This is a genomic window from Streptomyces sp. NPDC030021 (assembly GCF_055574035.1).
Genome location: NZ_JBVIAH010000027.1, coordinates 93864 through 107049, shown reverse-complemented (window position 1 = coordinate 107049; position 13186 = coordinate 93864). Strand labels below are relative to the sequence as shown.

Sequence of the window (13186 nt, the reverse complement as noted above, 5' to 3'; positions counted from 1 at the left end):
CTGCCACTGGCGGTCGCCCGGGACTCGGGCTGCCAGGTCGCCTACCTGCCCGGACTCACGATGCGACGCATCGCCGATCTCTACCCCGGCGAGGCCAAAACCGACGCCCGCGACGCGTTCATCATCGCGGACGCCGCCAGGGCCATGCCCCACACCCTGAGGACCATCGATCCCACCGACGAGACCGTTGCCGAGCTCTCGATGATCGCCGGGTTCGACGACGACCTCGCGGGTGAGTCCACCCGGATCGCCAACCGGCTCCGCGGCCTGCTCACCCAGATCCACCCGTCGCTCGAGCGGGTCCTGGGCCCGCGGATCCAGCACCCGGCCGTGCTCAAACTGCTCGACCAGTTCGGCTCCCCGGCCCGGATCCGCAAGGCAGGACGCCGTCGCCTCGTGACCTTGATACGTCCCAAGGCGCCGCGGATGGCCGAGCGGCTGGTCGAGGACATCTTCGCCGCACTCGACGAACAGACCGTCGTCGTCCCTGGCACCGAAGCCGCCGCACTGATCGTCCCCAGCCTCGCCAGCTCGCTCCAGTCCGTCCTCGACCAGCGAAAAGTCCTCGCCGCCCGGATCGAGGAACTCCTGGAGGCCCACCCTCTTTCCCAGGTCCTGATCTCGATGCCCGGCATCGGGATCAGGACCGCCGCCCGCATCCTCATCGACGTCGGCGACGCCAGCGGCTTCGCCACCGCCGGACACCTCGCCGCCTACGCCGGCCTCGCGCCGGTAACCCGCAGTTCCGGCTCCTCCATCCGCGGCGAACACCCCTCCCGGCGAGGCAACAAGCAGCTCAAGAGAGCCTTCTACCTCGCCGCGTTCGCCTCGCTCTCCCAGCCCGAGTCACGCGCCTACTACGACCGCAAACGACGCGAGGGGAAACACCACACTGCCGCCCTCGTCGCACTCGCCCGACGACGCATCGATGTCCTCTTCGCCATGCTCCGCGACGGCACCTTCTACCAACCACCCACACCGACTACGGCTTGACGAAAACCATAGAGGCACCTTTTCAGGGCCCCGGCCGCATGCTGGTGGGCACGGACAACGGTGGAGTCCACCGAGACCAGCCACTCGATGTCGCCTGCGGCGTCCGCTTGCGCCTGCGCGGCCTGGAGCATCCGCTCGAAGGTTCCGTCCACCGCCCACCTGCGGAAACGGGTGTGGAGACTGGCCCACGACCCATATCGGTCGGGCACATCCCGCCAGGCGACCCCGGTCCGGAACTTCCACACGATCCCGTTCAGGACCGTCCGGTCGTCCAGCCGCGGCCGACCCAGCACAGGCCGAGGCAGCAACGGCTGCACGAGTTCCCACTCGGCGTCCGACAGTTCATGGCGACGTATCACCCAACCATGATCCACAACGCAAGATCACTTTGACGGCAACTCCTAGTCCCGCAGGACCTTCACGGCCCGGTCGAAGGCCGAGTCCTTGTTCCGGTCGAGCTCCTCCGTGGTGAAGACCGGCTCGGTGAGGTGCGGCGGGATGCCCGCGCCGTCGAAGGTCCTCCCCGACCGGGTCAGCAGCTCCTCGTTCGGCAGCCAGACCGACATGCCGTTGGGGAGCTTGCGCACCATGACGTCCGAGAAGACGCCCTGCGTGGGCTGCCCGATCCGCACGGTCCGGCCGGGCCGGTCCATGAGGGCCTGGGTGAAGGTCTCTCCCGCGCTGACGGTCGAGCCGCCGGTCAGCACGGCGACCGGCCCGGTGTAGCGGGGGCCCTGGGCGGGCGTGACGTACAGAGACTGGGGGCGCGTGTGCCGGGTGGGGTCCGCGGGATCGTTGCGGGCCCGCTTGGAGTAGGCGAGGTAGGGGGTGTCGGTCAGCCGCCCGGCGAGGCGGAGCCCCATGGCGTCGGAGCCGCCGCCGTTAATCCGCAGGTCGATGACCAGGCCCTTCAGGTGCCGGGTGCGCTCCTGGCCGAGGATCGTGTCCAGCGCCTTGTCGAGCTCGGCCAGCTCGGCGGCGTAGGAGGCCTCGTCGCCCGCGTAGCCGCCGAAGCCGGAGATCCGCAGGTAGCCCTGCCCGCCGGGGAGGTCGGCGTAGGTGATCCGCCCGGCGGCGAAGTCCTGGAGGTTCCGGGCGTCCTTGAGGTCGCGCTCCACGACGAACTTCTTGACCTTGGCGTCGAGCTTCCCGTCGGGCCGGACGGTGCCGGGGCGGACCTGCGCGAAGGCCCGGTCGGGGTCACCGTCGCCGTCGCCGTCGACGTCCAAGACGGCGACGTGGGCGTCGTGGAGCGGCTCGACCATCTTGCTGAAGACGGCGAAGAGTTCGTCCGGGGTCGTCCCTTCGTGGACCGTGGGCCGGTACCGGTCGCGTACGGCGTGCCAGTCGATGCCCTTGGCGGCGAAGAAGGGGTAGTTCTCCTCGAAGGACTGCCAGAAGACGTCGAAGGAGGCGAGCGGTCCCCCGGGGGCCGAACGCGTGCAGGCGTCGGGCAGTTCCGTCATCCGGCGCAGGTTCCGTTCGCCGACGTCGCCGTCCAGCCGTACGGAGGCGCGGTAGCGGTCCCCGCGGGTGCGCACGGTGAGGACGGTGCCTCTGGGCGTGGTGTAGGCGCCGGGGCCGGTCCGCCGCGCGGTGTCGCCCGCGATGCAGCTGACGGCGGTGGTCTGGTACTCCTGGAGGGTTCCGTTCCGGATGGACAGCACAGTGCCGTAGCCGTCGGTGCGCCAGATTCCGTCGGTGGCCGGCTGGTGGGCGGTGGCGGCCGGCGCGGCTGCGCCGACGAGGGCCAGGGCGACGGCGGTGGCTGTGACGATGCGCACGATCTTGCCTTCTCTGTAGGCGACTTGCTGGGTACTGCCCCACCGTCGCCGACACGGGATCCACCGGGCCATCCGGCTGTCCGGCCGATCGGGGGTGGGGCCAGCCCCCGCTACCCGCGGTACCCGGGACCACACACCTCGGAAGTGTCGTCAGAGTGGCGCCAGCCAGCCAGCCAGCCAGCCAGACGAGACTTTGACGACACGACCTAGCGCCCTCGATAGCTGTCCTCTATCGATATCAGCTCCATCATGTCTTGGACCTTTCGGGACCCTCGTCCGTACCGTCGGGGACATGGCTCTGGCAACGCGGACGGATCGACGGCCGTCCATCACACGCACGATCTGGGACTCCTCCGTCGGCAAGAAGTCCGTGATGGCCGTGTCCGGCCTGATCATGCTCGGCTACCTCGTCGTGCACATGCTCGGAAACCTCAAGATCTTCTTCGGGGCGGACGAGTTCAACGGCTACGCCCACTGGCTGCGCACCCTCGGCTCGCCCTTCCTGCACCACGAGTGGGCCCTGTGGCTCGTCCGCGTGGGACTGCTCGCCGCGGTCGTCGCCCACGCCGTGTCCGCCTACCAGCTCAGCCGCCGCGACATCAAGGCCCGCCCGGTGAAGTACGCCCACAAGCGCCGCCGCGCGAGCTACGCCACCCGCACCATGCGCTGGGGCGGCATCATCCTCGGCCTGTTCATCGTCTGGCACCTGCTCGACCTCACCACGCTCACCGTCAACGAGCGCGCCTGGTCCGGCCACCCGTACGAGAACGTCCTGTCCACTTTCTCCACCTGGTACGGGAACACCATCTACATCGTGGCCATGGCCGCCCTCGGACTGCACGTCCACCACGGATTCTGGAGCGCCGCGCAGACCCTCGGCGCGGGCAGCGCCCGACGCGAGCGGACGCTGAAGTTCCTGGCCAACGGCCTGGCCCTCGTCCTCTTCGCCGGCTTCGTGTCCGTCCCCGTAGCCGTCATGACCGGAGTGGTGAACTGACCATGAGCGCACACCAGCACGACCGCGATCAGCACGCCCACCAGCAGGACCCCCACCAGCAGGGCCCTCACTACGCCGCGTACACCACCGGCGATCCCGTCGCCGACACCAAGGCCCCCGAAGGCCCCATCGCGGACCGCTGGGACCGCCGCCGCTTCGAGGCCAAGCTCGTCAACCCGGCCAACCGCCGCAAGCACACCGTCATCGTCGTCGGTACCGGTCTGGCGGGCGGAGCGGCCGGCGCGACACTGGCCGAACAGGGCTACCACGTGGTCCAGTTCTGCTTCTCCGACTCCCCGCGCCGCGCCCACTCCATCGCCGCCCAGGGCGGCATCAACGCCGCCAAGAACTACCGCAACGACGGCGACTCGGTGCACCGCCTCTTCTACGACACCGTCAAGGGCGGCGACTTCCGCGCCCGCGAGTCCAACGTCCACCGCCTCGCCCAGATCTCCGTGGAGATCATCGACCAGTGCGTGGCCCAGGGCGTCCCCTTCGCCCGTGAGTACGGCGGCCTCCTCGACACCCGCTCCTTCGGCGGGGTCCAGGTCTCCCGCACCTTCTACGCCCGTGGCCAGACCGGCCAGCAGCTCCTGCTCGGCGCCTACCAGGCACTCTCCCGGCAGATCGCCGCAGGCAACGTCGAGATGCACGCCCGCACCGAGATGCTCGACCTGATCGTCGTGGACGGAGTGGCCCGTGGCATCGTCGCACGCGATCTGATCACCGGCGAGATCTCCACCCACTACGCCGACGCCGTGGTCCTGGCGAGCGGCGGCTACGGCAACGTCTTCTACCTCTCCACCAACGCCATGAACTCCAACGCGACCGCCGTCTGGCGGGCGCACCGGCGCGGGGCGTACTTCGCCAACCCCTGCTTCACCCAGATCCACCCCACCTGCATCCCGCGCACCGGCGACCACCAGTCCAAGCTCACCCTCATGAGCGAGTCCCTGCGCAACGACGGACGCATCTGGGTCCCCAAGGCCAAGGGCGACACCCGCGCCGCGGCCGACATCCCCGAGGCGGAGCGCGACTACTACCTGGAGCGGATCTACCCCTCCTTCGGCAACCTCGTGCCCCGCGACATCGCCTCCCGCGCCGCGAAGAACGTCTGCGACGAAGGCCGCGGCGTAGGCCCCGGCGGCCAGGGCGTCTACCTCGACTTCGCGGACGCCATCCGCCGCATGGGCCGTGACAAGGTCGCCGAGAAGTACGGCAACCTCTTCGAGATGTACGAGCGGATCACCGCGGAGAACCCGTACGAGGTCCCCATGCGGATCTACCCCGCCGTCCACTACACGATGGGCGGCCTGTGGGTCGACTACGACCTCCAGACCACCGTCCCCGGCCTCTTCGCCATCGGCGAGGCCAACTTCTCCGACCACGGAGCCAACCGCCTCGGCGCCTCCGCGCTGATGCAGGGCCTCGCCGACGGCTACTTCGTGCTCCCCTCCACGATCAACGACTTCCTCGCCCGCCACCCCCACCAGGACACCGTTGACGACAGCCACCCCGAGGCCGCGGCGGCGATCCGCGAGACCCGCGACTGCCTGGCGAAACTCCTCGCCGTCGACGGCGACCGCACCCCCGACTCCTTCCACCGCGAGATCGGCGAACTCATGTGGGAGTACTGCGGCATGGCCCGCAGCGAGGAAGGCCTGCGCAAGGCGCTCGACCGGATCCCCGAGATCCGCGAGGAGTTCTGGCGCCGGATCAAGGTCCCGGGCAGCGGCGAAGAGTTCAACCAGTCGCTGGAGAAGGCCAACCGCATCGTCGACTACCTCGAACTCGCCGAGCTGATGTGCCTCGACGCGCTCGCCCGCGCCGAATCCTGCGGCGGCCACTTCCGCGAGGAGTCCCAGACCCCCGACGGCGAAGCAGCCCGCCGCGACGAGGAGTTCGGATACGCGGCCGCCTGGGAGTACCAGGGCACCGGCGCCGCCCCCGTCCTGCACAAGGAAGACCTCGTCTTCGAGTACGTCCACCCCACCCAGCGGAGCTACGCATGAAGCTCACCCTGCGCGTCTGGCGCCAGCGCGGCGCCGACGCCCCCGGTCACATGGCCTCCTACGAGGTCGACGGCATCTCGGAGGACATGTCCTTCCTGGAGATGCTCGACACCCTCAACGAGGACCTCATCCTGCGCGGCGAGGACCCGGTCGCCTTCGACCACGACTGCCGCGAGGGCATCTGCGGCGCCTGCAGCCTCGTCATCAACGGCGACGCCCACGGCCCGGAACGCACCACCACCTGCCAGCTCCACATGCGGTCCTTCGCCGACGGCGACACCATCGACGTCGAGCCGTGGCGGGCCGCCGCCTTCCCGGTGGTCAAGGACCTCGTCGTCGACCGCGGCGCCTTCGACCGGATCATCCAGGCCGGCGGCTACATCACCGCCCCCACCGGCGCCGCCCCCGAGGCGCACGCCACCGCCGTGCCCAAGGCCGACGCCGACTTCGCCTTCGAGCACGCCGAGTGCATCGGCTGCGGCGCGTGCGTGGCGGCCTGCCCCAACGGCTCCGCGATGCTCTTCACCTCCGCCAAGGTCAACCACCTGAACGTCCTCCCGCAGGGCTCGCCGGAGCGCGAGACCCGGGTGCTGGACATGGTGGCCCGGATGGACGAGGAGGGCTTCGGCGGCTGCACCCTGACCGGCGAGTGCGCCACGGCCTGCCCGAAGGGCATCCCGCTGCCGTCGATCGCCGCGATGAACAAGGAGTGGCTGCGGGCCGTGCGCAAGGGCCCCCGCTGAGCCCGGGGTCCAAGGCTCCCGCCCCTGCGCCGATCGGCTGACCGGCACGGCCCGTACCGCGCCGCGCCCCGGCGCCGCCCGGACCATGGGGGACAGTGGCGCCATGCCAGAAGCCCCCTCCGGGTCCGGACCGCGTCGCCGAGCCGTACTGGCCGCCGCCCTCGCCCCGCTGGCCGGGTCCGGGTGCTCGGGCGGGGAAGCCCCGCGCACCCCGGCGCCCGGTGCGCCGGCCGGACCCGAGGACGCCCTGGTCATGGTGATCCGGCACGCGGAGAAGCCGTACGCCGGTGGCGTCGGCCAGGACGCGGAGGGCGAGGACGACCCCGGTGCGCTGGCCGGCCGCGGCCGGCGCCGGGCCGAGCGGCTCCCGCGCCTCTTCCCGCCGGCCCCCAGCTCCTCGCTGCCCCGCCCGGCGGCGGTCTTCGCGGCAGGCGGGAACGGTACCGCCGCCCCCGTGCGGTGCAAGCAGACGGTGGCGGCGCTCGCCACCGCCCTGCGCACGCCCGTCCGCACCGAGTTCGCCGTCGGCGCCGAAGCCGCCCTCGCGCAGGCCGCGTTGGCCGCGCCCATGCCCGTGCTCGTCTGCTGGGAGCACAGCGGGATCCCGCGCCTGATCCGGGCCCTCGGCGCCCACCGGATCCCCGGCACCCCGGCCACCTGGCCCGACCGGCACGACCTCGTCTGGATGTTCACCCGCCGCCAGGGACGGTGGAGCTTCCGCGAACTGCCGCAGCACCTGCTCCCGGGCGACGTCTGAGCCTCACGACGTCTGAGCCTCACCAGCGGATGAGTTCGTTCCCGGCGGCGTCCTCGACGGTCGACCGGCCCCGCCGGAGCCGGTTCCCTCGGGCGTTTCCAGAACACGCCCGGCAGCCTGTGCCTGCCCCGTCTCCCCGTCCCGGCCGGACCCGAGGGCCCGCGCCAGGTACGGAGCCGTACGGCTGCCCGCCGCGGAAGCCACCTCCGAGGGCGTACCCACGGCGACCACCCGCCCGCCCGCCGTGCCGCCGCCCGGACCGAGGTCGATCACCCAGTCCGCGCCCGCCACCACCTCCATGTCGTGCTCCACGACCACCACCGAGTGCCCCGCGTCCACCAGCCCGTGCAACTGCCGCAGCAGCACCCGCACATCGGCCGGATGCAGCCCGGTCGTCGGCTCGTCCAGCAGGTACAGCGTGTGGTCCCGGCGCAGCCGCTGCAGCTCCGTCGCCAGCTTGATCCGCTGCGCCTCGCCGCCCGACAGCTCGGTGGCCGGCTGCCCCAGCCGCAGGTAGCCCAGCCCGATCTCCTCCAGCGCCCGGAGGCTGCGCGCCGCCGCCGGGACCTCCGCGAAGAAGGCGGCCGCCGACTCCACCGTCAGCCCCAGCACCTCCGCGATGTTCAGACCCTCGTACCGGACCTCCAGGGTCTCGGCGTTGTACCGGGCCCCCGCACACTCGGGGCACGGGGCGTACGCACTCGGCAGGAACAGCAGCTCCACCGAGACGAAACCCTCGCCCTGGCAGGTCTCGCAGCGGCCGCCCGGCACGTTGAAGGAGAACCGGCCCGCCTTCCAGCCGCGCGCCCGCGCCTCGGGGGCCGCCGAGAAGAGCTTGCGCACCACGTCGAACAGCCCGGTGTACGTGGCCAGGTTGGACCGGGGTGTCCGGCCGATCGGCTTCTGGTCCACCTCCACCAGCCGCCGTACGGGAAAGTCCGCCTCCGCGAGCCGCTCGCCGACCTCCCGGGCCAGCACCTGGCCCACCAGCGTGGACTTGCCCGACCCCGACACCCCGGTGACGGCCGTGAACACCCCGAGCGGGAACTCCGCCGCCAGCTCCCGCAGGTTGTGCCGGTCCACCCCGGTCAGCCGCACCGCCCCGGTCGCCCCGCGCACCTGCCGGGGAGCCGCGGCAGGCTCCCGCGCCGCGAACAGGTGCCGGGCCGTCGCCGACCCCGCCACCCCGGCCAGGTCCTGCGGCGGCCCGCTGTGGAGCACCTGCCCGCCGTGCTCCCCGGCCAGCGGGCCCACGTCCACCAGCCAGTCCGCGTGCCGCACCACATCGAGATGGTGCTCCACGACGAAGACCGTGTTCCCGGCCTCCTTCAGCCGGTCCAGCACCCCGAGCAGCGCCTCGGTGTCGGCCGGGTGCAGCCCCGCCGACGGTTCGTCCAGCACGTACACGACCCCGAACAGCCCCGACCGCAGCTGCGTTGCCAGCCGCAGCCGCTGCAGCTCGCCCGCCGACAGGGTCGGCGCGGTCCGGTCCAGGCTCAGATAGCCCAGCCCCAGCTCCGTGACGGGCCCGATCCGGGAGCGCAGGTCCTCGGCGAGCACCCGCGCCGCCTCCCCGTCCAGGGGCGCGGAGGCCAGTACGCCGTCCAGGTCTGTCAGCGCCAGCGCCGCCAGCTCCGCGATGGTCCGCCCGGCGAAGGTGACGGCGAGGGCCTCCGGCCGCAGCCGCCGCCCCTCGCACACCGGACACGGCGAGTCGGCGAGGAACTTCTCGGCGCGGGCCCGCAGGGTGGCGCTCTTGCTGTCGGCGAAGGTCCGCATGACGTACCGGTGGGCGCTCATGTACGTGCCCTGGTAGGGCCGCTGGATCCGCTCGGCCTCCCGCACCGGGTGCACGGTGACCACCGGCTGCTCCTCGGTGAACAGGATCCACTCGCGGTCCTTCGCGGGCAGCTCCCGCCAGGGCCGGTCCACGTCGTGGCCGAGCGTGTCCAGGATGTCCCGCAGGTTCTTGCCCTGCCAGGCGCCCGGCCAGGCGGCGATCGCACCCTGACGGATCGACAGCCCGGGGTCGGGGACGAGGAGTTCCTCGCTGGTGCGGTGGATCCGGCCGAGCCCGTGACAGGACGGGCAGGCCCCGGCGGCGGTGTTGGGCGAGAAGGCGTCGGAGTCGAGCCGCTCCGCACCCGGCGGATAGGTCCCGGCCCGGGAGTACAGCATCCGCAGGGAGTTGGACAACAGGGTCACCGTGCCGACCGAGGAGCGCGAGCCGGGGGAGGAGCGGCGCTGCTCCAGCGAGACGGCCGGCGGCAGCCCGGTGACGGAGTCCACCTTCGGCGCGCCGATCTGGTGGATCAGGCGGCGGGCGTACGGGGCCACGGACTCGAAGTACCGGCGCTGGGCCTCGGCGTAGAGCGTGCCGAAGGCGAGCGAGCTCTTCCCGGAGCCGGAGACCCCGGTGAACACGGTCAACGCATCGCGCGGGATGTCCACGTCGACGCCGCGCAGATTGTGCTCCCGGGCGCCCCGGACCCGTACGTAGGGGTCGAGGGAGGTGGGGGAAGGGGCGGGGGTACCGGCAGCCTGGTGCATTCGTCCTATTTTAGAGGCTCGCCTTCAGAGGCCCGCGATCCGGGCCAGGCGTGCGCAGGAGTCCAGCAGCGCCGTGCGGTCGTACGTGGAGGTGGTGACCAGCAGTTCGTCCGCGCCGGTCCGTTCCGCGACCTGCGACAGTTCCGCCGCCACCCGGTCCTCCGTGCCGTGGACGTGCCCGGCGAGAGCGCCCTCGTAGAGCTCGCGCTCCTTCGGGGTCATCTCCAGCGCCTCGATCTCCTCCGCCGGGCGCAGCGGCGGGAAGCTGCCCCGGGTGCGTGAGTGTGCGAGGGCCCAGGCCTCCGGGACCAGGATGCGGCGGGCCTCCTCCTCGGTGGCCGCGACCGCCACCGTGCCCGAGACCACGACGTACGGTTCCGCGCCCCGGGCGGAGGGCCGGAACTCCTTGCGGTACACCTCGACGATCTCGCTCACCCGGCCGCGGGCCCGCAGGTCGCCCACCACCAGCGGCAGCCCGGCCCGGGCGGCGATACCGGCGCCCTCACCCGTGGCCAGGACGTAGGCCGGGATCCGCAGCCCTTCGGCGGGGCGGGCGTGCACCTCGGGGTGGGCCCGCTGGGTGCCGTCGAGCCAGCCCAGCAGTTCGGTCAGCTGTTCCTCGAAGCGGTCGGCGTCCCCGGTGTCGCGGCCCAGCGCCCGCCGGATGCCGCCCGTGAAGCCGACCGAACGCCCGAGGCCCATGTCGATCCGGCCGGGGAACAGCGACTCCAGGACCCCGAACTGCTCCGCCACCACCAGCGGCTGGTGGTTGGGCAGCATGACCCCGCCCGTGCCGACCCGGATCCGGTGCGTCGCTCCGGCGACGGCGGCGGCCAGCACCGTCGGCGCCGAGCCCGCGACACCGGGCACGCTGTGGTGCTCCGAGACCCAGAAGCGGTGGTAGCCGAGCTCCTCCGCCGTCCGGGCCAGCTCCACGGTGTCGCGCAGGGCCTGTGGGGCCGGGTGGCCCTCGCGGGTGCGCGACCGGTCGAGTATCGAGAGTTTTCGGATCACACAGGACTCAACGTCCAGCGGCCCGGGGGATTCCCCGGCTCTCTTAGGCTGGCGGGATGAGTGAGCACACGCCCCGGCCGCTGGCCGTCTTCGACATCGACAACACCCTGGCGGACACCGGTCATCGCCAGCACTTCCTGGAGCGCCGGCCCCGGGACTGGACGGGCTTCTTCGCCGCGGCCCCGGCCGATCCGCCGCTCGGGCGCGGGGTCGCGCTGGCCGTGGAGAGCGCGGCCGACTGCGAGGTGGTGTACCTGACCGGGCGCCCCGAGCGGTGCCGCGCGGACACGCTCGACTGGCTCGCCCGGCACGGTCTGCCCGAGGGGCGGCTGTTCATGCGCGGCAACCAGGACCGGCGGCCGGCCCGCACGACGAAGATCGAGGTGCTGCGGCGGATCTCCCGGGGCCGGGAGGTGCGGATGCTCGTCGACGACGACGAGCTCGTCTGCCAGGCTGCGCGCGCCGCCGGTTTCCGGGTGGTCCTGGCCGACTGGGCCGCGGACGCGCCGGAGCTGGAGACCGCCCAGGAGGTCGACGGACGGACCTGATCCGGCGGAGGTGACGGGGCCCGGGGCTCAGTCCTCGCCCTCGAGGCGGAAGCCGACCTTGAGCCCCACCTGGTAGTGGGCGATCTCCCCGTTCTCGATGTGGCCGCGTACCTGAACCACCTCGAACCAGTCCAGGTTCCGCACGGTCTGGCCCGCCCGGGCGATCCCGTTGTGGATGGCCTGATCGATGCCCTCGTGGGAGGTGCCGACGATCTCGGTCACCCGGTACGTGTGATTGGACATGGAGGTCTCCCGACAGTGGGTGGCTTTTGCCTGGTTCTACGGTGCCCCAGTAAGTCAGGGTTCGCGAACTTTGGGCGAACAGTCCCGAGCGAAAGGCCCTTGACCGGCCTATTGGTCTATGCCAATTTCGAGCCATCTGAGACCGAGCCCAGAAGGTGACCCTCTTGAAGATGCGCTTGCTCGCCGTCTGCACCGCCCTCGCGGCCGCTACCGCCCTCACGGGCTGCAGCGGGTCGGCCGACCCGGCCGGAGGGTCGCACAAGGTCACGCTCTGGCTGATGAAGGGCAGCGCCTCGGAGGACTTCATCGGCAGGTTCACCTCGGAGTTCGAGACGGAACACCCCGGCATCGACCTGGACGTCAGGATCCAGGAGTGGACGGGCATCGGCGACAAGGTCAACGCCGTCCTCGCCGGCACGAGCAAGGAGAGCGCCGACGTCATCGAGGTCGGCAACACCCAGGTCGCCAAGTACATCGAGACCGGCGGCCTCGAAGAGCTCACCCTCGAAGGCCTGCGCGCATGGGGCAGCAAGGACTGGCTCAAGGGCCTCGCCGACCCGGGAACCATCAACGGCGCCCAGTACGGAATCCCCTGGTACGCCGCCAACCGGGTGGTCATCTACCACAAGGACCTCTTCGCGAGCGCCGGCATCAAGACCCCGCCCAAGAACCGCCAGGAGTGGATCCAGGCCACCCAGAAGCTCGACAAGGGCGACCAGCAGGGCATTTACCTCGCGGGCCAGAACTGGTACGCCCTCGCCGGCTTCATCTGGGACGAGGGCGGCGAACTCGCCGTCGAGACCAACGGCAAGTGGGTCGGCGCGCTCGACGACGACAAGGCCCTGGCCGGCATGGACTTCTACAAGCAGCTCCAGGCCCTCGGCGACGGCCCCAAGGGCGCCGACGAGGAGACGCCCCCGCAGTCGCAGGTCTTCGCCCGTGGCCAGGTCGCCCAGATCATCGCCCCGCCCGGCCAGGCCGCCGAGATCGAGGCGGCCAACCCCGCCCTGAAGGGCAAGCTCGGCTTCTTCCCGATCCCCGGCAAGACCTCCGACAAGCCGGGAGCCGTCTTCACCGGCGGCTCCGACCTGATCATCCCGGCGCGGACCGGGCAGCGGAAGAGTGCCGTGGACGTGATCACGGCCCTCGTCAGCGAGAAGTGGCAGACCGAACTCGCCCGCACCATGAGCTACGTACCGAACAAGACCACCCTCGCGCACGTCGTCGACGGCAACGACGGCGCGGCCGCCATGGCCCCCGGCGCCGCCCAGGGCCGCGCCACCCCCACCTCCGCCCGCTGGGCCGAGGTCGAGGCGAAGAACCCGATCAAGCCCTTCATGACGGCCGTGCTCACCGGCCGGGACCCCAAGCAGGCCGCCCGGGCCGCCTCCGAGGAGATCGGCAAGGTCCTCAGCTCCGACCGCTGAGCCGGTGCCCCCGGCCACCGCCGGGACGGGGGTACCGCCGAGTTCAGCGTCCGCACATCCAAGGGCCGCTGAGCGGTCATGTCGAATCCAGCCGGTCACGGAAGAAGTAAAGGAGCCA

General features: G+C 71.6%; 12 protein-coding genes. 7 read left to right on the top strand and 5 right to left on the bottom strand.

Annotated features, from left to right (window positions below; translation table 11 throughout):
• On the top strand, positions 1 to 993 hold a 993-nt coding region (locus ACZ4YL_RS36450), incomplete at its 5' end, for an IS110 family RNA-guided transposase (RefSeq protein ID WP_468122337.1).
• On the opposite strand, the gene ACZ4YL_RS36445 is transcribed toward ACZ4YL_RS36450, so the two are convergent.
• Together ACZ4YL_RS36445 and ACZ4YL_RS36440 are read right to left on the bottom strand one after the other, a co-directional pair.
• Positions 963 to 1352 carry an IS5 family transposase gene (locus ACZ4YL_RS36445; RefSeq protein WP_468122336.1) on the bottom strand — a complete coding sequence of 130 codons (390 nt, stop codon included), beginning with the start codon at positions 1350 to 1352 and terminating at the stop codon, positions 963 to 965. The two genes, ACZ4YL_RS36450 and ACZ4YL_RS36445, sit on opposite strands and share 31 nt — an antisense overlap.
• A 42-nt stretch (positions 1353 to 1394) precedes the next feature.
• Entirely contained in the window at positions 1395 to 2777 is a 1383-nt protein-coding gene (locus tag ACZ4YL_RS36440; protein ID WP_468122334.1) for a S41 family peptidase, read from the bottom strand.
• Positions 2778 to 3069: 292 nt separating this feature from the next.
• On the opposite strand from ACZ4YL_RS36440, the gene ACZ4YL_RS36435 reads away from it, so the two are divergent.
• The 4 genes from ACZ4YL_RS36435 to ACZ4YL_RS36420 all read left to right on the top strand — a co-directional run bounded on the left by ACZ4YL_RS36435 (position 3070) and on the right by ACZ4YL_RS36420 (position 7286).
• Entirely contained in the window at positions 3070 to 3774 is a 705-nt protein-coding gene (locus tag ACZ4YL_RS36435; protein WP_468122332.1) for a succinate dehydrogenase, read from the top strand.
• Between the two features lie 2 nt (positions 3775 to 3776).
• The gene (locus ACZ4YL_RS36430) at positions 3777 to 5786 is read left to right on the top strand and encodes a fumarate reductase/succinate dehydrogenase flavoprotein subunit (RefSeq protein ID WP_468122330.1); all 2010 of its coding nucleotides are present in this window, start codon (positions 3777 to 3779) and stop codon (positions 5784 to 5786) included.
• Complete coding sequence (locus ACZ4YL_RS36425) at positions 5783 to 6529, top strand: succinate dehydrogenase/fumarate reductase iron-sulfur subunit (protein ID WP_031147213.1); 747 nt, start codon at positions 5783 to 5785, stop codon at positions 6527 to 6529. The genes ACZ4YL_RS36430 and ACZ4YL_RS36425 overlap by 4 nt, the downstream gene beginning before the upstream one ends.
• A gap of 103 nt (positions 6530 to 6632) precedes the next feature.
• Positions 6633 to 7286 (top strand): hypothetical protein, encoded by a 654-nt coding sequence (locus ACZ4YL_RS36420; RefSeq protein WP_468122328.1) that lies wholly within the window; start codon positions 6633 to 6635, stop codon positions 7284 to 7286.
• Between the two features lie 3 nt (positions 7287 to 7289).
• Here the strand turns inward: ACZ4YL_RS36420 and ACZ4YL_RS36415 are convergent, their stop codons facing one another.
• Positions 7290 to 9836 carry an excinuclease ABC subunit UvrA gene (locus tag ACZ4YL_RS36415; protein ID WP_468122326.1) on the bottom strand — a complete coding sequence of 849 codons (2547 nt, stop codon included), beginning with the start codon at positions 9834 to 9836 and terminating at the stop codon, positions 7290 to 7292.
• 24 nt (positions 9837 to 9860) lie between these two features.
• The gene (locus ACZ4YL_RS36410) at positions 9861 to 10850 is read right to left on the bottom strand and encodes an LLM class flavin-dependent oxidoreductase (protein WP_468122324.1); all 990 of its coding nucleotides are present in this window, start codon (positions 10848 to 10850) and stop codon (positions 9861 to 9863) included.
• Positions 10851 to 10906: 56 nt separating this feature from the next.
• On the opposite strand from ACZ4YL_RS36410, the gene ACZ4YL_RS36405 reads away from it, so the two are divergent.
• On the top strand, positions 10907 to 11398 hold the full coding sequence (locus tag ACZ4YL_RS36405) for a phosphatase domain-containing protein (RefSeq protein ID WP_468122322.1): 492 nt from the start codon (positions 10907 to 10909) through the stop codon (positions 11396 to 11398).
• 27 nt (positions 11399 to 11425) lie between these two features.
• Here the strand turns inward: ACZ4YL_RS36405 and ACZ4YL_RS36400 are convergent, their stop codons facing one another.
• Positions 11426 to 11641, bottom strand: a complete 216-nt coding sequence (locus ACZ4YL_RS36400; protein WP_382504924.1) for a dodecin — start codon at positions 11639 to 11641, stop codon at positions 11426 to 11428.
• A gap of 164 nt (positions 11642 to 11805) precedes the next feature.
• Between ACZ4YL_RS36400 and ACZ4YL_RS36395 the strand changes: the two genes are divergently transcribed.
• Positions 11806 to 13068, top strand: coding sequence for an extracellular solute-binding protein (locus ACZ4YL_RS36395; protein ID WP_468122320.1), 1263 nt, complete (start codon positions 11806 to 11808; stop codon positions 13066 to 13068).
• Positions 13069 to 13186 lie beyond the last annotated feature (118 nt).